Origin of the sequence: Daejeonella sp. (genome assembly GCF_017495225.1) — a bacterium.
Classification (GTDB): Bacteria; Bacteroidota; Bacteroidia; order Sphingobacteriales; family Sphingobacteriaceae; genus Daejeonella.
Genome location: NZ_JAFEIG010000023.1, coordinates 54,452 through 80,002, shown reverse-complemented (window position 1 = coordinate 80,002; position 25,551 = coordinate 54,452). Strand labels below are relative to the sequence as shown.

At 36.9% G+C, this 25,551-nt stretch carries 20 protein-coding genes; 8 read left to right on the top strand and 12 right to left on the bottom strand.

The genetic code is table 11. The annotated features are described in order from the left end of the window. Nucleotides 1–157 precede the first annotated feature (157 nt). Nucleotides 158–1,720: a glutamate--tRNA ligase gene (gene gltX / locus QZ136_RS10335; protein ID WP_291403156.1), complete on the bottom strand. Its 1,563-nt coding sequence runs from the start codon at nucleotides 1,718–1,720 to the stop codon at nucleotides 158–160. Between the two features lie 116 nt (nucleotides 1,721–1,836). Here gltX and QZ136_RS10330 point away from each other — a divergent pair, with 116 nt between their 5' ends. The 3 genes from QZ136_RS10330 to QZ136_RS10320 are packed head-to-tail and all read left to right on the top strand — an operon-like array spanning nucleotide 1,837 to nucleotide 3,972. Beyond that, a complete protein-coding gene (locus tag QZ136_RS10330) occupies nucleotides 1,837–3,066 on the top strand; it encodes a HAMP domain-containing sensor histidine kinase (protein WP_291403154.1) in 1,230 nt (409 codons plus the stop codon). Continuing rightward, a complete protein-coding gene (locus QZ136_RS10325) occupies nucleotides 3,044–3,553 on the top strand; it encodes a DinB family protein (RefSeq protein WP_291403152.1) in 510 nt (169 codons plus the stop codon). The genes QZ136_RS10330 and QZ136_RS10325 overlap by 23 nt, the downstream gene beginning before the upstream one ends. Further along, nucleotides 3,550–3,972, top strand: coding sequence for a hotdog fold thioesterase (locus QZ136_RS10320; RefSeq protein WP_291403150.1), 423 nt, complete (start codon nucleotides 3,550–3,552; stop codon nucleotides 3,970–3,972). The genes QZ136_RS10325 and QZ136_RS10320 overlap by 4 nt, the downstream gene beginning before the upstream one ends. Before the next feature lie 53 nt (nucleotides 3,973–4,025). Here the strand turns inward: QZ136_RS10320 and QZ136_RS10315 are convergent, their stop codons facing one another. Then, a complete protein-coding gene (locus QZ136_RS10315) occupies nucleotides 4,026–4,373 on the bottom strand; it encodes a DUF6249 domain-containing protein (RefSeq protein ID WP_291403148.1) in 348 nt (115 codons plus the stop codon). 157 nt (nucleotides 4,374–4,530) lie between these two features. On the opposite strand from QZ136_RS10315, the gene QZ136_RS10310 reads away from it, so the two are divergent. Together QZ136_RS10310 and QZ136_RS10305 are read left to right on the top strand one after the other, a co-directional pair. Beyond that, on the top strand, nucleotides 4,531–5,112 hold the full coding sequence (locus QZ136_RS10310) for a sigma-70 family RNA polymerase sigma factor (RefSeq protein ID WP_291403145.1): 582 nt from the start codon (nucleotides 4,531–4,533) through the stop codon (nucleotides 5,110–5,112). Continuing rightward, a complete protein-coding gene (locus QZ136_RS10305; RefSeq protein ID WP_291403143.1) occupies nucleotides 5,109–5,615 on the top strand; it encodes a hypothetical protein in 507 nt (168 codons plus the stop codon). Before QZ136_RS10310 ends, QZ136_RS10305 begins: the two co-directional genes overlap by 4 nt. A 3-nt stretch (nucleotides 5,616–5,618) precedes the next feature. Here QZ136_RS10305 and QZ136_RS10300 read toward each other — a convergent pair whose 3' ends face one another. The 10 genes from QZ136_RS10300 to QZ136_RS10255 form a co-directional block, all read right to left on the bottom strand. Continuing rightward, on the bottom strand, nucleotides 5,619–7,322 hold the full coding sequence (locus QZ136_RS10300) for a sodium:solute symporter (RefSeq protein WP_291403142.1): 1,704 nt from the start codon (nucleotides 7,320–7,322) through the stop codon (nucleotides 5,619–5,621). A 108-nt stretch (nucleotides 7,323–7,430) separates the two neighbouring features. After that, entirely contained in the window at nucleotides 7,431–7,604 is a 174-nt protein-coding gene (locus QZ136_RS10295) for a hypothetical protein (protein WP_291403140.1), read from the bottom strand. Nucleotides 7,605–7,611: 7 nt separating this feature from the next. Then, entirely contained in the window at nucleotides 7,612–10,047 is a 2,436-nt protein-coding gene (locus tag QZ136_RS10290; protein WP_291403137.1) for a PIG-L family deacetylase, read from the bottom strand. Nucleotides 10,048–10,415: 368 nt separating this feature from the next. Beyond that, on the bottom strand, nucleotides 10,416–12,785 hold the full coding sequence (locus QZ136_RS10285; RefSeq protein WP_291403136.1) for a prolyl oligopeptidase family serine peptidase: 2,370 nt from the start codon (nucleotides 12,783–12,785) through the stop codon (nucleotides 10,416–10,418). Between the two features lie 18 nt (nucleotides 12,786–12,803). Further along, nucleotides 12,804–13,337, bottom strand: a complete 534-nt coding sequence (locus tag QZ136_RS10280) for a hypothetical protein (protein WP_291403134.1) — start codon at nucleotides 13,335–13,337, stop codon at nucleotides 12,804–12,806. A 5-nt stretch (nucleotides 13,338–13,342) separates the two neighbouring features. After that, nucleotides 13,343–15,082: a M14 family metallopeptidase gene (locus tag QZ136_RS10275; RefSeq protein ID WP_291403132.1), complete on the bottom strand. Its 1,740-nt coding sequence runs from the start codon at nucleotides 15,080–15,082 to the stop codon at nucleotides 13,343–13,345. Between the two features lie 36 nt (nucleotides 15,083–15,118). Continuing rightward, nucleotides 15,119–16,762, bottom strand: a complete 1,644-nt coding sequence (locus tag QZ136_RS10270; protein ID WP_291403130.1) for a M14 family metallopeptidase — start codon at nucleotides 16,760–16,762, stop codon at nucleotides 15,119–15,121. 89 nt (nucleotides 16,763–16,851) lie between these two features. Then, the gene (locus tag QZ136_RS10265; RefSeq protein WP_291403128.1) at nucleotides 16,852–19,563 is read right to left on the bottom strand and encodes a M14 metallopeptidase family protein; all 2,712 of its coding nucleotides are present in this window, start codon (nucleotides 19,561–19,563) and stop codon (nucleotides 16,852–16,854) included. Between the two features lie 236 nt (nucleotides 19,564–19,799). Further along, entirely contained in the window at nucleotides 19,800–20,336 is a 537-nt protein-coding gene (locus tag QZ136_RS10260; protein ID WP_291403126.1) for a DinB family protein, read from the bottom strand. A 45-nt stretch (nucleotides 20,337–20,381) separates the two neighbouring features. Further along, a complete protein-coding gene (locus tag QZ136_RS10255; protein WP_291403124.1) occupies nucleotides 20,382–21,614 on the bottom strand; it encodes a hypothetical protein in 1,233 nt (410 codons plus the stop codon). Nucleotides 21,615–21,686: 72 nt separating this feature from the next. Between QZ136_RS10255 and QZ136_RS10250 the strand changes: the two genes are divergently transcribed. Genes QZ136_RS10250 through QZ136_RS10240 form a run of 3 tightly spaced genes read left to right on the top strand, consistent with a single transcriptional unit; the run spans nucleotide 21,687 to nucleotide 25,547 of the window. Continuing rightward, nucleotides 21,687–23,360 (top strand): amidase, encoded by a 1,674-nt coding sequence (locus QZ136_RS10250; protein ID WP_291403122.1) that lies wholly within the window; start codon nucleotides 21,687–21,689, stop codon nucleotides 23,358–23,360. Nucleotides 23,361–23,398: 38 nt separating this feature from the next. Next, nucleotides 23,399–24,796 (top strand): aldehyde dehydrogenase family protein, encoded by a 1,398-nt coding sequence (locus QZ136_RS10245; RefSeq protein WP_291403120.1) that lies wholly within the window; start codon nucleotides 23,399–23,401, stop codon nucleotides 24,794–24,796. A gap of 4 nt (nucleotides 24,797–24,800) precedes the next feature. After that, nucleotides 24,801–25,547, top strand: coding sequence for a hypothetical protein (locus QZ136_RS10240; protein WP_291403118.1), 747 nt, complete (start codon nucleotides 24,801–24,803; stop codon nucleotides 25,545–25,547). Nucleotides 25,548–25,551: the final 4 nt, after the last annotated feature.

Below are 25,551 nucleotides of genomic sequence, written 5' to 3'. Positions count from 1 at the left end.
TTAAATTCTACTCGATTTCCTCTTTGAATAAACTTTAGGCTATTTTTTATAATCATTCTCTATTATTTCACTCTTTATCATTTTCCCAAAAGCAATTCAAAACAAAAAAGGCTAATCAAATCAATGATTAGCCTTCATTTTTTTATTAGAAGAATTTCTATTCTGTGAAAGCAATTAAAGCTTTATTAATTCTTTTGATTGTTTCTTCTTTACCAATTAATACGGATATATCAAATACTGCGGGACCGAATTTTCCACCTACCAACATCACTCGGAAGGGAAGCATTAATTCGCCTGCCTTGATGTTTTTTTCTTCCGCTAATGATTTGAAGATATTTTCAAGGTTTACACTTTCCCAAGCACCTTCTGCAATTACTGCTTCATAACATTGGATAAGCTCCTTAAAAAATTCTGTTTTAGCATCGCTCCATTTCGGTTTTACTGCATTGATATCGAAACTTTCTGGTGCTTCGAAAAAGAAAGAGGCTTGTTCCCAGAAATCTTGAAGGAAAGTCATACGCTCTTTTACTGCAGCCAACACCTTCTCAAAATACTCATTATCAGCTAATTGAATACCTTTTTCTTTAAGAATAGTTAGTACCTGTCCTTTAATATCAGCAATTTCAGCCTTCTTAATATATTCGTGGTTAAACCATTTTGCTTTCTCAAAATCGAATTTTGCGCCTGCCTTACTAACCCTTTCAATGCTGAATTTTTCAATCAATTCATCCATGCTGAAAATTTCCTGCTCAGTTCCATCATTCCATCCTAGCAGGGCAAGCATATTTACGAATGCCTCAGGAAGGTAACCCATCTCACGGAAACCACGGGTTGTCTCACCAGTCTTCGGATCAGTCCAGTTCATTGCATAAACTGGAAATCCTAGCCTGTCGCCATCGCGCTTACTTAATTTACCATTGCCATCAGGCTTTAAAATCAAGGGTAAATGCACCCATTGTGGCATATCTGCTTTCCAACCCAAATATTCCCATAAAAGAATATGAACAGGGGCTGAAGGAAGCCACTCTTCGCCCCTAAAGGCATGGCTAATTTTCATTAAATAATCGTCAACAACCACTGCTAAATGATAGGTTGGCATACCATCGGCCTTTAAAAGTACTTTATCATCCACTAGATTGGTATCGAAACTCACATCGCCACGGATCATATCTACAAAGTGAACCGTCTCATCTGCTGGTACTTTAATGCGGATTACATGTGCTGTACCTTGGTCAAGGAGCGACTTAGTTTCTTCGGCAGAGAGATTTAAAGAATTGCGTAAAAAACCACGATTCTCATGCCCGTAGCGGAAATTAGGCGTTATTTGCCTTTGCGCATCTAGTTCTTCTGGCGTGTCGAATGCATAATATGCATAACCATCCTTCACCAATTGTTCGGCGTAAACTCTATAGTTTGCTTTGCGCTCACTTTGGCGGTATGGAGCAAAGGGCCCGCCGTTTTGTGGACCTTCATCCGGATTTAATCCGCACCAAGCGAGGCAGTCTAAAATATATTGTTCTGCACCCTCTACATAGCGACTTTGGTCGGTATCCTCAATTCTCAGGATAAAATCGCCACCATGCTTGCGGGCAAATAAATAATTAAATAAAACTGTTCTTACCCCTCCAAGGTGTAAACCACCCGTAGGACTTGGGGCGAAACGTACTCTTACTTTTTTAGTGATATCAGGCATGGCGCAAAGATAAAATAATGTTATCATTGTTGCTTATACGATCTTAATCCTTTCACAATTAGGTATGCTTTTGCTGGATTAAACTAAATTTTCCATCATTTAGCCTTTACAATTGCATTTCCTTTCGTAATTTGCTGAAGAATATGAATCCATATCAAAGGAAACGTCGCTGGAAGTTTATTTTGCTCGGTTTTGCAATCCTAATTGCAGGTGCATCACTGTGGTACACCAATTACCTCGTTCGAAATATATCCACTGCAGAGCGTACTAGGGCCGAATTATGGGCAAGAAGTACGCAAAGTATTATCGCCATGCCGGATGTAAACGACGAATACATTAGCTTTATTTATAGCATTCGGGATAGCTTAAGTGTGCCTGCAATTGTGGTAGATTCGGCAGAAAATATTGTTACTTGGCGCGGACTCGATAGTACAAAAACCAATTTCGACCTGGAGGCCGACTCAAAGAAAAAATACGATCCTAAATATTTTAAAAATCAGCTCAAGGCAATGAAGGCTCAGCATCCTGAACCGATAATTCTGGAGCTTAATAACCTAAGTAATGAAAAGTGGTTTGTGTACTACAAAGATTCCATTTTAGTTACCCAGTTAAAGGTCTTTCCCTACATTCAGCTTTCGCTTATTGCTATATTTTTATTGATTGCCTATGGCGTTTTTAATTCGTCGCGTAAATCGGAACAAGATCAAGTGTGGGTGGGTTTGGCTAAGGAAACCGCCCATCAATTGGGAACGCCAATCTCATCCTTAATGGCCTGGGTAGAACTCTTAAAATCGAAGTTTAACCTATCAGATGACTCGATGATTTTGGAGATGGAAAACGATGTGAAGCGCTTAGAAACTGTTGCAGATCGATTTTCAAAAATTGGCTCCAAACCTATTTTGCACAACCATGTGGTGTATGATGTGGTTGAAGAGTATGTTAATTATTTCAAAGTCAGAGTAAGTGATAAGATTCAATTTATTTTGATTGGTGATAAACAAGTAGAAGCCTTGGTAAACGTTCCCCTGTTTGATTGGGTGATTGAAAATATTCTAAAAAATGCCGTGAATGCCATTGATAATGAAGGTATTATCAAAATTGAGGTTAAGGAGAACTTAGTAAAAGAACAGGTATTTATTGATATTACTGATACCGGCTCAGGAATACCGAAAAAAGATTTCGATACCGTTTTCCAACCTGGATATACCACGAGGAAACGGGGATGGGGTTTGGGGCTCTCACTAACCAAGCGTATTGTTGAGAATTACCACCAAGGAAGCGTTTCTGTGAAGGACTCTGAAATTGGAAAGGGCACCACTTTCCGCATTGTTTTAAAAAGTAATATGACTTATGAACCAACGACCACAAGCTGATGAATTCCCCCTTTTTTATAAGGGATATATTGATACCGTAGGTGATGATGTTTTGGCAGAGCTAGAACAGCAACTCGACTCATTTCCTAAATTTTTAAATGCTGTTTCGGAAGAAAAGGCTTCTTATGCCTATGCTGAAGGCAAATGGACCATTAAAGAAGTTATAGGTCATGTTATTGATACAGAGCGAATTATGTCTTATCGCGCATTACGTTTTGCTCGTCAGGATAGCACTGCATTGCCGGGATTTGATGAAAATGATTATGTAAAATACGCTCATTTTGCCGATCGTTCTTTGCAAAGTCTTGTGGATGAGTTTATTGTAGTTCGGAAATCAACCATGTATTTGCTAAATTCTTTTAATGAATTGGAGTTAAATCAATCAGGAATTTCAAATGATAGACCGATTAGTGTTCGTGCTTTGATTTATATTTTAGCAGGTCATGTGAATCATCACCAAAGAATCTTAAAAGAAAGATATTTATGATTTGGGCGAAAGAATTTAGTCTAGAAGATTTAAACGGACGCCCAAAAGGCCATATCGGAGAGGTGCTAGAAATTGAATTTACTGAAATTACGCCAGATTCTTTATCTGCGCGCATGCCTGTAAATGAAAAAACAAGACAGCCTTATGGCATTTTACATGGTGGTGCTTCGGTAGTTCTTGCCGAAACGCTGGGAAGTGTAGCCTCCAATTTGGTAGTAAATTCTGAAAAATATATTGGAGTAGGTTTAGAAGTCAATGCCAATCACTTAAGGCCTGTAAAATCAGGTTTTGTAACTGGAATTTGTACCCCCATTCATATTGGCGGGAAAAACCATGTTTGGGGTATAAAATTATACGATCAGCGTGGGAAAATGACTTGCGTGAGTAGGTTAACTGTTGCGATTATTCCGAAAACATAAAAATAATCCCAAAAGAGATAAATTCTCTATTGGGATTATTTAACTTATAATTTTTATTTCTCTTTGTTTTCTTTCATCTCAATTAAATGAGAAATAAAGAGCCCTAGTCCTCCAAAAACAGCTATTAAGGCAAAATAAATTGCTGGGTTATTTCCATTTTCATCAAAGTTCAAAATGGTATTATCAAGCACAAATGCTGTAAATAGCCCAAGTCCAGCTCCAATTAATAATAAACCTATTTTAAGAGCTATGAAGGTTGGTCCTTTAGGCCTGCGTATCCCTGGATCCATCCCGCTTTGTATCATTAACATATTTTCTTGATTTTGGAGATATCTCACTCCAAAAATTGTTGCGAATAGGCCTAAACCTAATAAAATGGGTATAAAAATTTCTTCATTCATATTAATGTATTTTAATTATTGTTTACAAATTTGTGCATTCGTCGAATCTATAAACTAAGACTACTCGCTTTTCAAAGAGGTTACATCTCATTATTGTTTTTTTATTTTCTACAGTATGTAACCTAAAGATCCTAAATGGCGTCACACAACATGATTAATGCGAGACGATAAATCAGATATAGACTTAATTAGCCAGGTGCTGCAAGGTGATAAGATGGCTTATGCCCAAATCATTAAGCAGCATCAGCGATTTGTATTTACGCTTGCTTTGAGGTTTTCTAAATGCCGTGAAGATGCCGAGGAAATCGCTCAGGATAGTTTCATCAAGGCTTTTCGAGCTTTACATACCTTTAAGCAGAATTCTAAATTTAGTACTTGGCTCTACAGTATAGTTTATACTACAACAATGACTTTCTTGAGAAAGAAAAGGCTTGATACACAATCTATTGACGATGAAACAAGCCTTATTCAATTAGAAGCTTATTCATCTGATCATACAATAATTGATGTCGAACATAAATCGAAAATGCAATTTGTGAATTTGGCGATTTCTCAATTATCGACCATAGATGCGGCAATTATTACCCTTTTTTATCAAGGTGAGCAGTCGCTAGAAGAGATTGCCCAGGCTCTGGGCATGGAATCAAATACTGTAAAAGTAAAATTGCATCGAGCAAGACAGCGACTTAGAGAAAAAATTGAAGGAATATTAAAGCAGGAAGTGAGGGACTTATTATGAACAACTTTGAACAAATAATCTGGAATTATCTTGATGGACATGTTTCTGTTGAGGAAAAAAAACTTATTGAGCAATTATTGAAGTCAGATGCTGAGTTTCTTTCACTTTTTGAGGAAATAAAGTCAATTCATCTTCAAATTTCTGCACTCGACCTCGATGAACCATCTATGAGCTTTGGTCGTAATTTGATGGAAAAAATCCAGTTAGAACATAGCCCGGTACCTCAAAAATCATTGCTTGGTAAATGGTTTATCAATGGTATCGCCGTGTTTTTTTTATCCGCAATCTTATTTGTATTAGGAATCCTATTCTTTAAAATAGAGTGGAGCCAGTCGTCAGAAACAGACTGGTTTGAATTTACCATTCCCCAATTTGCCCTTGATAGTAGTTCTTACAGCTTTTTAATTAATCTCTTTGTTTTTGTAGATATAATTGTTGTGCTCTACTTTTTTGATGTTTTTTTCAGCAAAAGGATAAAATCAAAGAATGATCACAATTTATAATTGTTAAAACGCTGCTTCTTCTAAAGCCTTCTTCTGGAATCGTTGTAAAATTAGGGCTATTAGAATCACCAAAGCGCATCCCACAACATTTAGCCAAAGGAAAGCCATGGCATCCATCATCCAGCAGGTGAAAATGATGATTTCGGTGATTATGGCAGCAATAAATGTAGCAGAACCACCAATCTTTTTGAAATAAAAAGCTACTAAAAAGATACCCAAAATGGTTCCATAAAATAGTGAACCTAAAATATTAACGGCCTCGAGTAGATTTCCCATTTTACTGGCAAATAATGCCATAAAAACGCTTAAAATTCCCCAAGCAATAGTTAGCCAACGCGAAACGGAGAGGTATTTCTCATCGGAAGCCTCTTGATTAATTAATCGCTTATAAATATCAACCACCGTAGTTGAAGCTAATGAATTCAATGCACTTGCCGTGGATCCCATGGAGGCCAGGAAAATAATCGCGATGAGCAAACCGATTAATCCCTGAGGAAGATATTTCGTAACAAAACTCAGAAAAACATAATTATTATCGTTTGTCTCGGCTTCGGGGTCATTTTTCTTCATCAAATCAACAGCCTGCTGCCTAATTTCTTTTGTTTTCTTATCTGCGGCTGCTAGAATCGTTCTTTGAGTATTTATAGCCTTTTCATCTTTCGCATCTAAAGCGAGCTCTAAACGGTTTATTTCCTTTTGTTTTTCGGTAAATGCATTCGAATAATCATTCTTTATTTTTTGAAGATCAGCGCTGTATGCACTCTTTTCTAGTTTCCCTAACTCATAACTATTGAAGAAAACGGGTGGCTGATGATATTGATAAAAGGTAAAAACGAGAACCCCAATGAGCAGAATTAAAAATTGCATCGGGATTTTTACTAATCCGTTCATTAATAAACCCAAGCGACTTTGTCCAATCGATGAACCTGTTAAATATCTACCCACCTGACTTTGATCCGTCCCAAAATAGGATAATTGCAGAAAGAAACCGCCAATTAATCCGCTCCAAACGGTGTACTGATTATTCCAGTCGAAAGAGAAATCAATGGCATTGGTACGTCCCATTTTGCCTGCAATTTGCAAGGCTTTTCCAAATCCAATGCTTTCTGGTAAGAGCTTCACAACTAGTATTCCGGCAATTAATAATCCCGAAAAAATAACCGTCATTTGCAGCATTTGGGTATAAGAAACTGCCTTTGTGCCACCATAAACGGTATAAGTGATCACTAATCCACCAATAAACAATGTGGTATAAGTAGTATCAATATCTAAAATTGTAGAGAGAATGATGGATGGTGCATAGATGGTAATTCCTGTCGATAAACCACGTTGCACGAGAAATAAGAAGGCTGTTAAAGCTCTAGTTTTTAGGTCGAATCGTTTCTCGAGGAATTCGTAGGCGGTATAAACTTTTAATTTATGAAATATGGGAACAAAGGTGATGCTGAGCACAATCATGGCTAGCGGCAATCCGAAGTAAAATTGCACAAAAGACATTCCTGAGGAGAATGCTAATCCGGGTGCCGAAAGAAAAGTAATGGCACTAGCTTGTGTCGCCATTACCGAAAGGGTTACACTATACCAAGGAAAAGCTTTATTTCCGAGGAGAAAACCATCTATATTTTGGGTACCGCGACTTTTATAAATGCCATAAGCGACAATTACAAAAAGGGTCAAAAAAAGTACTAACCAATCTATGCCGCTCATTCAAAAGTCTTTGTGAACAGATAAAATAGTGCAATCAATAGAACCAGCCAAATAATCAATAGAATATAAAACTGGTTCCAAGTCTTAACAAATGGAATGGGATCCTGATTAGGCTTCTCCATCTTTTGGAACAACAACATTCATCCAGAAACCTGCAGAAAGTAATCCCAAAACTGCGCCTAAAACCATATAAGCTACAGAACCGGTCACTACGCATGCAGTTGCAATACCGCAAACTACCGCTGGAACAATGTAATAAATTGAGGTGTTTTCGCTTTTCATTTTATTCTTATTTAGTGATCAAATTTACAAATAATCTGTATGCTCCGGGTATGCCGGCAGGTAATTCCCTAAAAAATGCCAAAGAAGTATAAACAAATCTGCCTTTACCATAATCGGTAATAATTAATGATCCATCTTTTGGCGATTCTCCCTGATCGTTCATGCTTAAAATCCGCTTATAATTTGGGTCTAATGATGTTAAAAAGTATAAACCTCTTTCTTGTACCCAAGCTTCAAAATCTTTGCTCGTAATTTTATTAGGATAGTTTAAAACTGGGTGATCTTTTTCTAAAAATGTTACTGCGGAATTTTCTTCTGTAACGCGATCACGAGAAATTTTAAAAGGATAAGGGCCGATATTATCAACCAAAAGTGGCGAACTAACGTTATATTGAACTAAATATGTCCCGCCATTTTTTACATATTCCATCAGTTTTGGCTGCATTAAACTTAATCGTTCATTTACGTTATAGGCACGTACTCCAGCAATGATGGCATCATACTGCGAAAGATTTCCATTCATTACATCGGCTTCGCTAAGTGTATTTACCTGGAAACCAACTTGTTGCAGTGACTCTGGAATTAAATCGCCAGCCCCCGCCAAATAGCCTATTTTTTTACCTTTTGTTTGTAATTCGATTCGTTCAATTTTTGCTTTTGCAATAGGGAATAAGTTTTGAAGAGGAATATGTTCATAGTTAATCACTTTATTTCCTCGGTTAGAGATTCCCTGTTCCGTTTGGATATTGATTGCAAAATTCCCAGCTTCTGAAGCTTCTGTTGGGATTATTTCAAATTCAATTGCTTTCTCATCACCCTTTTTAAGGAGTTCAATTATAAATTTTTGGGGCTTAACTGTCCAACCACGAGGGACCTCCGGAATAACAGTTCCTTTGCTTGCATTGCGGAAGCTTTTTAATTGAACTTGAACTTTTTTGGGCGTATTTCCAATGAATACAAAGGCTTTTTCGGAGATAGTTGCTGTAATTGCTGGGGCAATAACAAGAGGTTGGTAGACTTCTCCTCTAACTAAATCTGTAGATTTATACATCGCAGCACGTTCATAGCTAATTTCTTTCCCGGCAATATTAAATGTGAATTTTACAGTTATGGGAGCTGGATTTTCAGCTTTCCCAATTAAGTGTTGATCCTTGACTTGGAAGGTGCCTAATTCATGATTGTTTAAAAGCCAATAGGGTTCAGTTATGGCTTCTGCAGCAGCAATTCCTTCAATATTTTTGAGCACACCATTTTTAAGTTCAATTTCCTGTTTTTGCCCATTTATAGCACTCAGGTTAATCGATACATCGGATTGAACAACAATATCGTGGCGAAGCTTAATTTGGTCGCCAAGGGCATGTGTGGGCTCGCTAGCGTAACTTTCGAACCATAATCCTGCCGCTCCCGCGATAAGGACTTTTAATTCCTGCGATTTTTGTTCTTTCCAATAAGAATTGGGTAGTTTTTCGAGAGCGTTTAGGATATTAATTAGGCTCGGGACAGATTTTGAGGGATTATCGATATCGAAATTCTTATCGGCGAGAGTAATCATGCGACTAATTTCTGTTCCGCCTGGGATGCGGTCCCAATTGGAGTTAATATCTTCTAAAATATCTGCTTTAGCTGACACACCGGTAGTATGTGAAAAATACTCGTATGATTGTCCCCGTTGTTTTGCACTGCCAAAACCTTGGCTTTTGTGGTTTGTGCGACTGTCGGCCGCTATTTCGCCGTAGCCCTTGCCCAGTAGTGGATTGAAAGCACCTACATCTAATTTTATTTGGTCGTTAGACGTGGTATTTAACCCTCCAAAATTAAAGGTATTCCAAAAAAGGCGTTTTGCCGACCATACCTCAACAAATTTCAATTGTTCAGGAAAACGATTTGGGTCGGCAGCAGCTATAAATGCCTCTCTTGCGATGATAGCTGATGCGGCATGGTGACCATGACCGGCGCGTGCATCTTCAGGGAAGCGCGTAATAATTACATCAGGTTTAAAATTTCGGATTACCCAAACGGCATCAGCCAAAATTTGTTCTTTATTCCAAATGCGAAAGGTTTCATCGGAGGTTTTAGAAAATCCAAAGTCGATAGCCCTTGAAAAAAACTGCTCCGCACCATCTGTCCGTCGTGCAGCCAATAATTCTTGAGTTCGTATTAAACCCAATAATTCCGATTGCTCATTCCCAATGAGGTTTTGTCCGCCATCACCTCTAGTAAGCGATAAATAGCCCGTTCTAAATTTCTTCTCTTTGGCGAGGTAGGCTAATAAACGAGTATTTTCATCATCTGGATGAGCAGCAATATATAGTGCAGATCCGAGTACATTTAATTTTTTAAGTCCCAGTTTAAGCTCTGCCGAATTAAATTGCGGCGATGTTTGCGCAGAAACGCTAAAAGGAATAAGAAAAAGAATATAAAATCCTAATTGGCGAAAATTCATAATTGGTTAATCATAAAAACCGAAAATAAAGAAAAAGAATGCTTTTTGTGGGATTAGGCGTGAAAAACTTGGTAGGAATATTTTTGATGGGCTAAGTTAAAAAGCTCTAAAATGAAAAAAGCGGTCAGATTTTAAAATCTGACCGCTTTCCCAAAAATTACAGTTTAAAAATGAAATTGAAAGCTTTTAACCTTCTTACAATGTACAATCGCTGCATGGTTGTAAGGAGTTTGACTAATGTCAGATAAACAGCCTTATTGTGATTAACCTTTATTTTATAAATTTACAAATTTTCGCTATTTGTATCAAATAAGTTTTCCACAATTTTATTCTGGTATTTCTTTCTTTAATAAACTATGCATGTGTTTTTACTTATTTTTTAATGTGCTTTCAAACAATTTAAAAATTCGCTTATACTCATCAGTCCAGCTCGAAGGCTCAATAAAACCATGATCTTCAATAGGATAAACAGCAAGTTCCCAATTATCCTTTTTAAGCTCAATTAGTCTTTGCGATAATCGAACGATATCTTGAAAATGAACATTCACGTCCACCATTCCATGTGCCATTAAAAGATTGCCTTTGAATCCTTCAGCAAAATAAATTGGTGAGCTTCTTTTATAAGCTAGCTCATCGTTAATGGGTTCATTTAAAATATTGGCAGTATATCCATGATTATAATGAGCCCAATCGGTTACAGAGCGTAAAGCTCCACCCGATTTGAATACATCTGGAGTAGTGAATAATCCCATTAAAGTGATAAATCCACCATAAGAACCACCATAAAGTCCTACATTTTCTGGATTCACACCATATTTTTCAACCAACATTTTCACTCCATCCACTTGGTCTGTAAGGTCTTTACCACCCATGTGGCGATAAATTCCGGTGCGATGATCCCGTCCATAACCAGAGCTTGCGGTATAGTCGATATCAATTACGGTATAGCCATTATCAGCTAGTAAATTATTGAACATGTATTCTCTAAAATACTGACTCCACCAATAGTGAACGTTTTGTAGATAACCTGCTCCATGAACAAAAACTACAGCTGGCTTAGATGGAGCTGGATTTTCTGGTTTGTAAACACGAGCATACACATCATCGCCATGGCGATTGCTGAATTTTACCATTTCTGGCTCTCTCCAAGCATAAGATTTAAACTCATTACTTACTGAATTGGTTATCTGCTCAGCTTTTGCGCCTGATTTATTTTCTTGAATATAAAGTTCCCAAGGCTTGTTTGAAGTAGAATGTCTGATAGCGAGCCACTTTTCATCTGGCGAAAGACTCACTTCATTTCCGCCAGTCATAGTGCTTATTTTAGCAGATGATCCACCTACAACCGGGATTTTATAAAAGTGGGTAATTCCAGGATGCTCCATATTTGCTGTGAAGTAAAAGCTTTTTTTATCATTTGATAATTGTAGCGTTTGGACTTCATATTTGCCGGAAGTGATTTGTTTTTTCTCACCCGTTTTTAGGTTCATGGTATAGATATGAGAATATCCCGTTGCCTCACTTTGGAAGTAAATAGTGTTTAGATCGGTCCAGCCAATATTTCCACCACCATAAGCACCACCAATGCCTGGTCCGCCAATCCATGCCTCATCACGCTGACGGTCAAGCAGACTTAACTTTCCACTTGCTTGATCCAATTTCATGATCCAACGATCTTTATTGTCTAAAGCTGAAACAACCACCACTGCTTGCGATCCATCGGCATTCCAAAATGGTCCGTTTACCGAAACCTGACGATCTTCATTCTTCTTTTTTCTTTCCTCAAGCTGTTTTGGATAATCTTTTACATAATCTGGTAAATCTTTAATTCCCGGAATGTCTTTAGTAATTAAGGCATAAATAGTATCTCGCTTTAAATCATAGACATAGCTCTCATTTTGTGCTAATGCATTACCAACTTTTGTACGTGTATTCAGATCTTCAGTATAGCCACTTTCAGTTACATAGTTTGGAACAATTGTGTTTTTATTGCCCTCAGGGCGTTTCATTAAGCGGAAAGCGATGTATTTTTCATCGGGACTCATTTTCACACTTACCAAACTACTACGATCATCTAAATAAAACTCTTTAGGCTCTTTTACCGCATTTGCTTTGCTTTTTGCTAGCCTATCCTCGCGTTCTTCTTTTTTCTTTTGGATGATGTCAAACTCATTAATTTGATCTTGTCTTAACCATTGATCTTGCTTACTCAAAGGACTTTCAGGACGTTTTTTAGTACGAGTAAAATTGCTCAACTGTACAATTGAACCTCCATTTAGTGACATGCTGAATAAGTTCTCTCCTCTTTGAAAAAAGACTTTAGTTTCATCCATCGAGAAAACAGGATTGCTTTCTCTGTCAAGAGTATTGGTGATTGCATTTTCTTGACCCGTGCTTACATTTCCAACAAAAATATCGCCATTGCGCTCAAAAAGCACTTTTGAGCGGTCTTTCGAATAACTTAAAGACCCTTTGTTTAGTGATTTCTTTTGGTTTTCGGCTGTTTGCTGTGGCTTAGGGTTATCAATTGAGATTTGATAAAGAGGGTCTTCCTTAACTTTATCTGGGTTCCAGTTAAAATAAATAGTACGACTGTTATTGTCCCATTGAATGTTGCTTGGTGATACACCCATCCATTTGGGGTCGCGCATAATTTTATCTACGCTAAGTGTGCCTAGCTCTTGAGCATTGGCTGAAAAATATCCAAAGATTAATAGAAAAATTAAAATTCTTTTCATGATTTATTGTTGTTGTTTTTAGTTTTCAAGATTAAATTCTGCTTTAAATCTCATCACATTATCCCTTTGAAGGATATAGTAAAATTTCTTTTTATCGGGACTAAATTCCATGATCCAACGGTTTGTTGAGGCAGCTGGGATGAGCTTAGCAGTAAATGCATCTGCTGGAAAGTATTGCGCGAGTGCAGTGCTAATTTTAGGGTCTGAATTACCACCATAATTGGTGATGCTATCCGGACTACCATCATCATGGCGATGATCATGCTTTAATTGTATTCCGTTCTTACTTTTTGTAAGCACCCAGGTACGCGATTTATTTTCACCAACTTGGAAGGGTAAACGTAAAAAAGAGTTTTTGCCTTTATTGACCGTAAATTTTAGTTCTTTACCCCAAAAATCGTTCGCTTTTGTGGTATCGGGCATGTAAATGGCTTTCCCATAAAAGGTTTTGCCTTCAAGCGACTTTAATTCATTAAAAAATGCTTTGTCAGTTTGAGCAAATAAAAAGTTGCTAAAAAATAATAAACTACAAGTAATGTTAATAAACTTCATTTCGATTAATTTTTAGATTTTGTGGCAATTCCACCTTTTTTACTTTCCACTTTTATCGTGTATTTTCCAGCATTTTGAACAATCCAACGTACGGTTACAGTACCATTTCCAGGAATATTAGCTACATGGATAGTTGAGGGATTATTTTTTTGCTCTTTTGTGATATTAAAGTCTCTATTTTCAACAATCATACCTGCAATTACCTTAGTGCCCTCAATGCTAACCATGTCTGGAACCTCAATTTTGTACTTTAAATCTTGGCTCGAATGGGTCGGTATCATTCGTTTATTGGCAATTATTGCGGTTATTTCTTTCAATCCACCGCCCAAATCTTTTTCGGAAATCTCATCTACAGAAAGTTTTGGAGTGTGATAGGCATGATAAAGAGTAAATGACATATTGCGGTGCGCATCACTTTCTAAAAGAAATCCGGGGTGTAAACGTCCAAATGATTTTTTAAAACCGCCAATTTCAATATCGCCATATTGTGGATGCTTGAAAGGCTTCCAATCTACAAAAGCATCGTTAAAAAGTAAATTGCGGTCGAATGTGTATTGAGATGCTTGTGAATTTGAACCCTCTGCTTTATTATACATGAGGTAATTTGTCCAGAGTTCATTCGAAAAAGTATAAATTCCTCTACCTCCATAAAACCAGTCGAGCTCACCCCCAAACACAGAATATAAATCCTTATAAACCACTAAATATCTATATCCTGGAATGAGCTCTTCGCCTTTTTTACCAAGAGCATCGTACACTTGAACATCTTGAGCATTATAGGTGTTCAGATCTTCAAGCGCCCCAGGTCCACGCAAAAGCATACCACCACTGTTATGATATGATTGTCCGGCAGCAATATTTGGGTGCTTCATCACAAAATCAGCAACAGAGCGATTTTCAGGTAATGAAAAAGGGTATTTATAAGCACCGCTTTGAATGTAATTTGGTTGCCAGTTCCATGCCCAATCGCGATTAGGATCATAAAAACCTTCACCATCTTCATTTACATCGCCATCGCCATCATTATCAATTCCCTCATAACCTAATAATTCGTATTCTCCTTGTTGATCTACTCCAACACTAATCATTCTTCGGGGATCATCCTGATCAATCTTAAGTCGGCCATTAGGATTTTTTCTACGCATAAAAACAATATGTCCATCACCATCTAAATCATCAAAACCATCTTCATTCACAGCACCATCACGGTCGTTATCAACAGGAATCATACCTGATCTTGGCGAATTAGCGTTGTTTGGTTTATGGAAAAAATTATCACGCGCATCTGGATTAATCGTTGGAGCGATATAAAAAGTCTTATCCGCTAAAAGCTCCTGAATGTGCTTGGTATCTGCAAAGGATTCGGCGAGATACCAGGCAGCGTACAATGCAAATTCACTTCCTTGAATCTCATTGGAGTGAATATTTCCATCAATGTACATAGCTGGCTTTTTGGAAGAATCACCAGTTTTAAAGTCGGAAATAGTCATTACCCAAATATCTTTTCCTAAATGAGATTTACCCATCGACTCTAGTTTTACTAAATCGGGGTGCGCTTTAGCCAATTTTTTGCAGATTTCTGTAATGGCTGCATAATCATAATAGCGGTTCCAGCTTATTTGAACTTTGGGGTTGGCCGGACTTCCAGATGCTTTTAATATCTGCTCCGGTTGCTGTGCAAATAATGCAAGGGCCATAGCCAATGCAGGAACAGTAAGAAATATTTTTTTTATGTTAAGTTTCATATTCTCTCTTAATTGGAGGTGAAAAATCTATAAATATTAAAGGGATAGATTAATAGTTTTTGAGCCACTTGTAGGGCTCCCAGCATCGATGCTTATTTTTCCTGATCCCTTAATTAGCCAGCTTAGGGTTTTATACCCTTGACCCTCAATGGCATCTAAAACCTGGTTTTTCCGACCACTGATAATTTTCTGATTTTCGGTGTGATTTAGCTTTACGCTGATTTTTTTAACCCAGTAACTGCGTTCACCAACTTTCGTTTGTGTGGCCATCAATCCATTATTCATTATGGTAGCAGTAATTCGTGTTAATCCATCACCTAATTTTTCTTGTTGCACATTGATAATATCAATAGCAGGTGATTTTTTACTCAAACTAAAAATGAAATCATAATGCTTTTTTACCAATCCATCAACCATTTTGAATGGTGGGTTTAAAAGTACAAAAGGATCTACACCACCCAATTCTACATTTTTACCTGGGAAATCTGGGTGATCAATTTTTTTCCAACTAACAAAGTTATTTTCAATTTTTTCGCTTTCTGCCCATCTTAAATAATTGGCAACTTGATCTTCGATTTTAAAGTCTTTTTGCTTTTTAGCTGTATCTGCTTTCGCTTTAGGCACCCACCAACCTGGTGTACTGAAGCTATTTCTGCCATAATGGAAATAGGCCCAATTGGCAAAATCGCCACCCGCAGAGCTCGTTTTAGGAGCATCTTTAAAGCCTGTTATTTTATTATAAAGCTCAGAAACATGAGCATTTGTTTTTGCATCGGACTCAAAATAGCCAGTAATTATTCGTTTTGAGATTGCTTGTGGATTAAATGTCGCTGGACTAGACAAATTATTGAAGGGGCCAAAAGTAATGACCGTATGAATATTAAATTGTTCGAAAAGATGATCTAGAAGCGCTCTGTTCTCATTTTCTGATACCATGTGCTCTCCTGATCCCGGAACAAAATTTGGGTAAGCATAGCTCATATTTTTATTAAAATGAACCCCGCCTTCACCGTCTTCGTTAAGGTTACCATCTTTATCATTATCAATACCTTCAGAAAAAACAAGGTATTTACCAATTTCACCTTTTGTGGCATCAGCTAGAATCATGGAGCGTGGATCTTCAGGGTTTAATCTGTAATTTCCTGTGGGATCTTCCACGCGAATCCAGCTTATTTTGCCGTCTTTGTTGATATCTTCGAAAGGATCCTCGTTTACTTTCCCATCACGATCATCATCGGTAGGGCGGGCATTGGCGCTACGAGCATAACGAAGGGCTGAGAAATATTGCTCAGTAGCGTCTGGACTCATATTGGGGAAGACATAAAAGGTATTTTTTGATAAAATAGCCTTCACGCTGTCTTGATTTGATGTATTTAATAGTTTTTCAGCAAACCCTAGAGCCAATTCTGTTCCAAGAAGATGTGAACCTTCAACGCCACCAACAACCGCAATAGCCGGTTTTTGCTCAGTCTGGCCAGTGCCAATAGTCAGCATCCAGATATCTTTACCACCATAAGTTTTAGTTAAAGATTTTACTTTAACTAGTCCGGGGTAAGATTTAGAAAGCACATTTACCCTTTGGGATACCTGCGCATGATTACTATAATCTTGCGCATTTGTTTCTCCATAGAAGAGAAATAGTCCCATCATCAAAGTGATGGTTTTAGAAAATTTTTTCATGAACTTAATCGCTTGTTTTCAGCTGATTAAATTACAGAAATAAATTAATTTATAGTGATCTATCGTAAATACTCCAAATTTAAGCTTTTCTATTTTTCCGAGACGTCATATAATTGGTTAAAAAGTAGCTTGAATGTACCATGTGTTTGCGCTCTAAAAGTAATTTCTGGTCCGAAAGCATAAAGTTTGCCTTTCCCAAATTTAGCTTCAAATGCGGTAATACCATCTCTTAAATAGCCTTGACCCCATGCCCAGCCAGAGCGTAATGGTGTTGAATTTGAAAACCATAAAATCGGTTTGATATCGCCTTTTAATAGGTCGGCGGTGGCAATTTTAAAAACGGGACTATTATTGAAATATACATCTGCATTTTTCTTCATTCCCCATGCCGAAGCTAATGAATTGTCGACGCTCACACTTAACACACTACCAGGTACATAGTATTTTTCTGCGGCCAATCGACTTTCCTGTCCATCTTTGCCCATCTCAACAATCGCGTTTCTAACAGGTAGTCCTAAGTGATTTGCCAAATTAGTGCTGCTGCCGATGCTTATTACTTTTCCACCTTGTTCAATAAACTTTTTGATTTCAGGAATTGATTTTTCCTGACTAATTCTGCCTAATTGAGCTTTAAATTCGGCAGGAATAGTTTCTAAATCAGATTCATTATTTCTATTGTTGTTAGGGCGATTAGAAACTGGAGGTATAGCCCCCGATACAAAAATAATAACATCGTATTTCGAGTTTAAATTGCCTGCATCGATATCCTGAGGGTAAATTAGTTTCGCATTAAAGCGATATTGCTCCATCAAAAAACGTACCCAACCAGAAGGCATTGAGCCTCCATAAGTATCCCAAAGTGCAATTCTTAGCTCTGAAATTTTAGTGATGTTTGTCGGAATTTCGGATGCAATTTTAAGCTCTAAACCCGGATTAGCAACCAAATCTTGCAATATTTTCTGGACTTTTGCATTAGCGGGAATGTAAAAATCACCTTGATCAGTTCCCGAATTAATTCTAAATACCTTTTCTTTCGCTTTTAAGAGCTCATTTGCTGCGATAAAGGCATTATTTGATTCCGCAGTAATTAAGTATCCTTTTGCTAATGCTACAGGTTTTTCTTCAACTTTTTGAAGTTCACCGTATGGGATACGCTGAAAAGGACCACTAAAATCATCTTGAAGGCGGTCAAATTCTACATGCATTAAATAAGCTAAAGTCCATCCTGCTGCATCGTAGGGTGCAATTGGCGGACCTCCCTCATATTTAAAATCATTGGGATGATCTTGTGGTTCAAACATATCCAATACATGGGGTCTGAAGGCTTGATTTGCTTTTACTATAAATGAACCTTTTAAATATTTTTTATCGTTAACAACAAAATCTTCACTTGCTTTATGAATGAGAATGCCTGAGCGAATCAATGCATTTACAAATTTTACTGCCGTTGGAAAATCTGCTTGACCTGCTGGAATGATATATCCTCTAGCATCTCTCTTGCTAGGGTCTTTCATTACTTGATCAAAATATTTTGTTGGGATGGTATTTCTGCCAGAAGTTCTAGCTCCTCCTAAATCTTTTTGATGCGCATCTTTTATGGCCTCAATTTTATTAGGGGATAGTCCCCAAGTATCTTTATTACCCTTTTCCACCGAATTTTTACCCATCAAGTAAATATTATAGAGCAATTCATCACGATGCCTTTGAGCATAATTCAATACCGCATAATTCATGGAAATAGAGTAATCTACGGATTGTCTAAAATGCCACTTTTGTGGAGTCACGGGGAAAACTGTTCCTGCATTAGGAATTAAGCGTTCTGGAACCAGGCTAATTTCTGATGGTGTTGGACCACCAATGGTTTCTGTTAACAAGCCAACCATATTATGAAAATAAGTGATGGTTCTTAGTCCGCCATTATACCAAGTTGAAAAAACAGAGCCATTTTTTTGGGTATATCCAGGTTTATTCTCTGTATTTAAACGATTATTCATGGCAGCACCTAAAGCATCAAGGCTTGACATTAAAATTGGGTCAAATACATAGTTAAATGGGTCGCGATAAGGCGCTCCAGCCACTACAGAGCCCTCAGGACCTCTTTGGTGGTGGTTGTACATAATTTGCGGTAACCATTCTAAGAACAATTGATTGCTTATATTTTGCGTTTCTTTCAAATTCATCATGAAAAAATCACGATTATTATCATGCCCAGCATATTTTTCATATAAACGGGGCAAATTTTCTAATGAACGTTTTTCCGGGGTTTTTTCACGCATATACCAATCGCTAACCAATTCATGGCCATCAGGATTGGCATGTGTCATCAAAATGATTGTATTTTCTAATATTTTTATGGTCTCAGTATCTTTACGACTTGCTAAGTTCCAAGCAGTTTCAATAAGTTGGTGGATTCCTAAAGTCTCTGTGGAATGTAATCCTCCATCAATCCAAACAATAGCTTTTCCTTTTTCTGCTAATGCTTTAGCCTCCTCATCAGTTAAACCTTCTACACGAGCTAATTTTTGCGAAATTTCTTTGTAGTAGTCGAGTTTCTTTAAGTTTTCAGGTGAAGAAATGATCAACATTGGCTGCTCGCGACCCTCCTCCGTTTTACCGATACTTAATAGTTTAACACGGTCGGAGCTTGCTGCTAATTTTTTAAAATAGGCTTCCGTTTGTGTAAAATTGGCTAATTGGTAATCATCGCCAATGTTGAAACCGAAATGTTCTTTAGGAGAAATTTGTGCAAAAACAGTGTTTATCAGAAATAAACCGATTAGTAAAAAGGAAAGTTTACGCATGTTTGTAGGATTTGTTAATGCAAGTTAATATTTCTAATGAATTGAAAGCGATTGATTAAGAGTTTTCAATCAAGGAATTACAAAATTGAACTCCTTTAACAATGGCGCTTGTTAACTATACAAAAATCAAAAAATGATATTTTAAGGCTATTTTGGGATATATTGATTATAATTTTAAGTAATTAAGGGTGGAATTTAGCAAATATGAACATCACTAAATTAATACAAATAAATAATCAAAATAATTTTTCGTTCGGGGCTTTAATTCCTTTTAGTCTGAGGTAAATAGTTGTTTGTGCACGATGATGAGTTTGATGCTCAAAAGCCTTATTTAACCAACCAAATTGGTCGGTTTCATAATTTCCACGCCTAATTAAACTATCCATTTTTGAGGCATCCATTTTTTCGATAGATTGAATAGCATAATCATAAGATTCCATAACAAGTTTAGTTAATGCAGCTTTATTTTTATACTCCTTCATTTTTTCTAATACCTTATCCTGATAAAGTGGTTCTGTGCCCGTAGCAATAGAAATCACAGTCATGGTGCTTTGCGACATATGCAGCATTTGTTCGGCGAAACTGCGCATATCTGCCTTGGGTTTAAAATTTATTCCACTTTCAGGCATTGCATCGAGATACTCCTTGGTATAGACTTTTGCTCTTTCCCAATCAACGAGCATATTTGCCCTAATAACCTCATTGTTAAGTCCTTGTGAAATTGCTGAATGCCCAATTAAAAGCAATCCAAATAGAATATTTAATGCTTTCATATTTTTCATTTTAGGTTCAACAATTTACGAAAAAAATTCAAATTGTTAGCGAAGTAGATTTCCCAACGGGTCAATTCTTATATTAAAAGGTTGTAAATATTTATCCGCCAAAATTCCAAACTCTTGTCGATTGATATTTCTTTGTAGGTCGAATGACGTATTTAATTTAAAGCTAGTCTTCCAGCTTTCTTCAATTTCTTTGTTTAGTTCTTCCCCGCGATTGGCATTGAATTTTATGAGTTCAATAACATCTTTTATGCTTAAAGTATCATTTTTATTGTCGGCAAACCACAGCTGACTTCTTGTATAAAACTCTCGCATTGGTGATTTGATATCTTCTGATTTTACAATCCCGGCAGTATCAAAATAGATTTTTCCATCATTCAATTTTGGTTTAATCATTCCACTAAGTGCGAGGCGTTGAAAAGCAAGAAAACTCGCATCCTTTTGGTCAATATCAGTGTATGGAATCAATACCCCATTAAACGCTAAAAGTTCACCTTGTACTACGCGCGGATTAATTAGTTTAGTGGTAGTTTTAAAGAAGGCGCAATAGGCTGCAATGGTCCCGGCTGCCTGTCCCGCCGACATATTTATAAGCTTTATCTGTTCTATTTGCTTGGGAACAATGATAAAATTTTCAGGCTCTTGCGGAATGAGGGCTCCCATAGGAATGGTTACTAATGACCCATCTGAACGGTTTCCTAGAGCTACTGAACTTCTGTACACCTTATTTTCGAAAATATTGGGACTGTTAATAGGACTACTTATCGTATTTGTCAAGTTTATTTTAAGCATGGTTGCTAATGCAAGATTGTCTGTTGCATCAACCACTACCTGTGCTTTAATTTTTTGGCCGCCTTTCAGCCTGATTTCCCAATCTTTCCCATCTTTTTTAATCTCATCTACAACATTATTAAAGTTGAGAGTCAAATTTTTTACGGTATCGCTAATGCCTTTTATTAATTCTGTAGCTTCATTCAATTTGACAGGAAGCGCCAGTAGGGAGTCGGCACTTTTTGATCTTCTTCTTTCTTTCAGTGAATAATAATTTTTTATACGTTTCAAATAATCGAGATCCTGCTCAGCAAATACGGTACTAAGAGACTGTGATTGAGTAAGATATATGGTTTTTACACCAGAGCGTGCAGATTGAATGGCTGCTGCTACTGAAGCCGAATTATTTCCAATAACCAAAACTCCAGTTTTAGTTGTTTGAGCACTTAAATTAATGCTTGTACTTAATATTAATAAAAGGCTAAAAATTTTACGTATCATATTAAAATTATCGATGGGCTTAATTTACTGTTTCTTTTATTAAATTTATGCTCAAATCAATATTAAGCTTATATGAAACTCATTACTCGTAGAAATAGTATAATCGCAATCCTTTGTTTGTTAAGTTTTACCTTAGGTGGATTTATCTCACAAAAGGTAGAAGAAGAAAAGATTAGCATTGCTTTAGTAAAAGCAGCACAAAAAATTATTGGTATTAATTTTACGGATGTTGAAATCGATTCCATGCTCACAGATTTGGATGGTCAACGTGCTAATTATGCTGCTCTTCGTAAATTAAACATACCAAATTCGGTATCTCCAGCTTTAAATTTTAATCCTCTTCCTCTGGGATACGAATTTCCAGATAAATCCAATTATTTTAAAGTAAACTCAACAAATACTACAAAACTCCCTGCTGTAAAGGATGATCTTGCATTTTATACCGTTGTACAGCTAGCAGATTTAATACGTACTAAACAAATATCTTCTATTGAATTAACGAAATTTTTTATCGAAAGAATTAAAAAATATGATTCAAAATTAATGTTTGCTGTAACAATCACCGAGGAGCGAGCCATGGCTCATGCAAAAAAAGCTGATGCTGAAATTGCTGCCGGAAAATACAAAGGTATATTACATGGAATTCCTTTTGGGGCAAAAGATTTATTAGCGGCTAAGGGTTATAAAACTACCTGGGGATCAGTCCCTTATAAGGATCAAGTTTTGGATGTAGATGCCACCGCAATAACTAAGCTTGAAGAAGCTGGTGCAATTTTGATTGCCAAAATGACTTTAGGCGAATTAGCTATGGGTGATGTTTGGTTTGGTGGTAAAACTAAAAATCCCTGGAACTTAAATCGTGGTTCAAGCGGTTCATCAGCGGGTTCGGCCTCTGCGGTATCCGCAGGATGTATGCCTTTTGCCATTGGTTCTGAAACATTGGGTTCTATTGTGTCACCTTCATCTGAATGTGGAACCACGGGACTGCGTCCAACTTTTGGCAGGATAAGTAAATTCGGTGCGATGGCATTGAGCTGGAGCATGGATAAATTAGGTCCTATTACAAGAAGTGTAGAAGATTGTGCGATTGTTTTTAATGCTATTCAGGGTCCCGATAGCAAAGATTTAAGCCTAATTTCAGCTCCTTTTAATTATAGTTCGCCTCAAGGAACAAGTTTAAAAGGTATGCGCATTGGTTTTATTAAGTCGGAATTCAACAGAAAATATGCGAATTCGGCAAATGATAGCTTAAGTCTTAAAAAAATAAAGGATATGGGTGCCGAATTGGTTGAAATTGAGCTTCCTGTGCTTCCTTATCGGGATATGATTATCATTTTAGGTGCCGAATCTGGTGCTGCCTTCGAAGATCTTACTTTGTCGAATCGCGATGATTTGATGGTTAGGCAAGATAAAAATGCTTGGCCTAGTGGTTTCCGCTCATCACATTTTATTCCTGCTATTGAGTATATCCAAGCAAATCGCGCTAGAGCAATTCTTATTGAGGAGCTGAATAAGAAGATGAAAGGTTTGGATGCTTTTATTGCACCAGCCTTCGGACAAAATTTAGTTGCTACAAACTTAAGTGGTCATCCTTGTGTTGTTTTACCGAATGGTTTTAGAAATGGACTGCCAACAAGCATTACCTTTACCGGACAACTATTTGGGGAAGGAAAATTATTGAAAATTGCAGAGGCTTATCAAAGAGCAGGCGATTTTCATAAAAAACAACCTTCTTTGAATTTTTAATATTCATTCTGAAGATTATTAAAGGTTTTATTCAAGAAATGCAAGGAACAATCAAGGAGATATTTGAGCTTCAAAGAGCTCATAGCTTAGTTTTAAGAAATAGCTCGGTAAAAGACAGAAAAGAAAAGCTTAAAAAGCTTAAAATTCTTATTCAAGAGAATGAAGAATTGATTTTTGAGGCGCTTCAAAAGGATTTACGTAAATGTGAATTTGAGGCAGCATTAACGGAAGTATATTTTGTTTATGCGGAAATAGATTTTGCACTCAAGCATCTTGCTTCCTGGATGAAACCACAGAGGGTTTCTGCAAGTTTTAGTAATATACTGACAAAAAACCGTATTTATTATGAGCCTAAAGGACTTTCATTGATAATTGCTCCTTGGAATTATCCTTTTCAATTATTGATTGCTCCCCTAATTTCGGCAATTGCAGCTGGAAATACAGCTATTTTGAAGCCTTCCGAACTTAGCTCTGCTACAGCTCAGCTTGTTACCAAATTGATTAATAATCATTTTGAAAGTAAGGAAGTTGCTTGCTTTGAAGGTGATGCCTCCCTATCTGAAGCGCTTTTACAACTTCCTTTTGATCATATCTTTTTTACCGGAAGTCCGAAGATTGGTAAAATTGTAATGACAGCCGCAGCTCAGCATTTAAGTTCTGTAACCTTAGAATTGGGCGGTAAATCGCCAGTAATTATCGCCGAAGATGCAAATCTTGAGAAAGCTGCCGAAAAGATTGTCTGGGGTAAGTTCATGAATGCAGGTCAGACTTGTATAGCCCCCGATTATGTATTGATTAGTCAAAATCAGGAGGCTGAGTTTTTAAAACTTATCTCAGAAAAAATCGAGCAACTTTACTATAAAAATCAATTACTTGACCTATCAAGTTATGGGAAGATTATCAGTGAAGCCCATTATAATAGATTAAAAAACTTAAGAGATCAAGCCATTGCCGATGGTGCAGTTCTTGTAAAAGGTGGCGCAAATAGTGATGCAGAGCATACATTAGAACCTACTATTTTGACTAAAGTACCACTGTCATCAAGCTTGATGCAAGAAGAGATTTTCGGACCAATTTTGCCTATCATTACTTATTCTAGTCTGCCGGAAGCCATTAATTTGGTAAACCAAAGAGCAAAACCATTGGCTCTGTATATTTTCTCTAAATCAAATACACTTGCTGAAACAGTTATTCGGCAGACTTCTGCGGGCGGGACTTGTGTAAACGATGTGGTTTTACATATTTCCAATCCGAATTTGCCATTTGGCGGTATTGGAAATAGCGGTACAGGTAGTTGTCATGGATTTTATGGCTTTAAGGCTTTTTCGCATGAAAGGGGCATCATGTTTCAATCGAATCCTGATTTTAATAAATTGGCTTATCCTCCTTATGAAAATAAAAAAGGATTGCTTAAATGGCTAAAAAAGATTTTGTAATTGCATGGATAATGCAGTAAATCTTTTCCAAAGGCTAAATTCTAAGCTTTTTGAACTGCTTTCAGGTTTAAGTTCGGAGCAATGGAATAAAAATATTTCATCTGGCAATGCTAAAGTACAAGATATTGCCATTCAATTATTAGATGAATCGAGGCAGAATCTATTCCATTTTTTTGATGTATCTGATTTAAACGATATTCAAATAAACTCTTTTAAGGATTTTAATCCTGAGACTTATTTATCTGATTTACAGATTATTAATAAGCAATTGGATCCATATCTTAATAAGATTCCAACATTTTCGAGTCTGGATAAAAATAATACGTTCATTGTAGTCCCAATAGGTTTACTTAAAGTTTACGCTAAAAATTGGCTTTATCAACAAGAAATTAGACAAGCGGTGGGAGCAAGTTTACTTTTGGAGACTGAATTTTATCATCCCTTTTTAGAATACTGTATGCGTTTTTTACCGAAGCATTTTGAGAATGTTTGTCCGGCAAATGATACAATTATTTCAATTGAAATTGTGGCCGAGATAAATATGAAATGGCAAATAATTCGTCGCGAACAATCATGGGATTTTACTGAAGTACAAGCACATTCAGCTACGCAAGTTTATATTGATCAAAATATTACCTGGATATTATTTTCTGGCGGTATTGATATTTATGAGGCATCTCAATACTGGCAAGTAATTGGTAATCAGGACTTAGGTCGGCATGTTTTAAGCTTGCGCCCTTTCGATGACTAAGTTT

Excerpts from the sequence above, each read along its gene's own strand:
- gltX (WP_291403156.1), bottom strand. The coding sequence starts at position 1,720 with ATGATAACATTATTTTATCTTTGCGCCATGCCTGATATCACTAAAAAA.
- QZ136_RS10330 (WP_291403154.1), top strand. The coding sequence starts at position 1,837 with ATGAATCCATATCAAAGGAAACGTCGCTGGAAGTTTATTTTGCTCGGT.
- QZ136_RS10325 (WP_291403152.1), top strand. The coding sequence starts at position 3,044 with ATGAACCAACGACCACAAGCTGATGAATTCCCCCTTTTTTATAAGGGA.
- QZ136_RS10320 (WP_291403150.1), top strand. The coding sequence starts at position 3,550 with ATGATTTGGGCGAAAGAATTTAGTCTAGAAGATTTAAACGGACGCCCA.
- QZ136_RS10315 (WP_291403148.1), bottom strand. The coding sequence starts at position 4,373 with ATGAATGAAGAAATTTTTATACCCATTTTATTAGGTTTAGGCCTATTC.
- QZ136_RS10310 (WP_291403145.1), top strand. The coding sequence starts at position 4,531 with ATGCGAGACGATAAATCAGATATAGACTTAATTAGCCAGGTGCTGCAA.
- QZ136_RS10305 (WP_291403143.1), top strand. The coding sequence starts at position 5,109 with ATGAACAACTTTGAACAAATAATCTGGAATTATCTTGATGGACATGTT.
- QZ136_RS10300 (WP_291403142.1), bottom strand. The coding sequence starts at position 7,322 with ATGAGCGGCATAGATTGGTTAGTACTTTTTTTGACCCTTTTTGTAATT.
- QZ136_RS10295 (WP_291403140.1), bottom strand. The coding sequence starts at position 7,604 with ATGAAAAGCGAAAACACCTCAATTTATTACATTGTTCCAGCGGTAGTT.
- QZ136_RS10290 (WP_291403137.1), bottom strand. The coding sequence starts at position 10,047 with ATGAATTTTCGCCAATTAGGATTTTATATTCTTTTTCTTATTCCTTTT.
- QZ136_RS10285 (WP_291403136.1), bottom strand. The coding sequence starts at position 12,785 with ATGAAAAGAATTTTAATTTTTCTATTAATCTTTGGATATTTTTCAGCC.
- QZ136_RS10280 (WP_291403134.1), bottom strand. The coding sequence starts at position 13,337 with ATGAAGTTTATTAACATTACTTGTAGTTTATTATTTTTTAGCAACTTT.
- QZ136_RS10275 (WP_291403132.1), bottom strand. The coding sequence starts at position 15,082 with ATGAAACTTAACATAAAAAAAATATTTCTTACTGTTCCTGCATTGGCT.
- QZ136_RS10270 (WP_291403130.1), bottom strand. The coding sequence starts at position 16,762 with ATGAAAAAATTTTCTAAAACCATCACTTTGATGATGGGACTATTTCTC.
- QZ136_RS10265 (WP_291403128.1), bottom strand. The coding sequence starts at position 19,563 with ATGCGTAAACTTTCCTTTTTACTAATCGGTTTATTTCTGATAAACACT.
- QZ136_RS10260 (WP_291403126.1), bottom strand. The coding sequence starts at position 20,336 with ATGAAAGCATTAAATATTCTATTTGGATTGCTTTTAATTGGGCATTCA.
- QZ136_RS10255 (WP_291403124.1), bottom strand. The coding sequence starts at position 21,614 with ATGATACGTAAAATTTTTAGCCTTTTATTAATATTAAGTACAAGCATT.
- QZ136_RS10250 (WP_291403122.1), top strand. The coding sequence starts at position 21,687 with ATGAAACTCATTACTCGTAGAAATAGTATAATCGCAATCCTTTGTTTG.
- QZ136_RS10245 (WP_291403120.1), top strand. The coding sequence starts at position 23,399 with ATGCAAGGAACAATCAAGGAGATATTTGAGCTTCAAAGAGCTCATAGC.
- QZ136_RS10240 (WP_291403118.1), top strand. The coding sequence starts at position 24,801 with ATGGATAATGCAGTAAATCTTTTCCAAAGGCTAAATTCTAAGCTTTTT.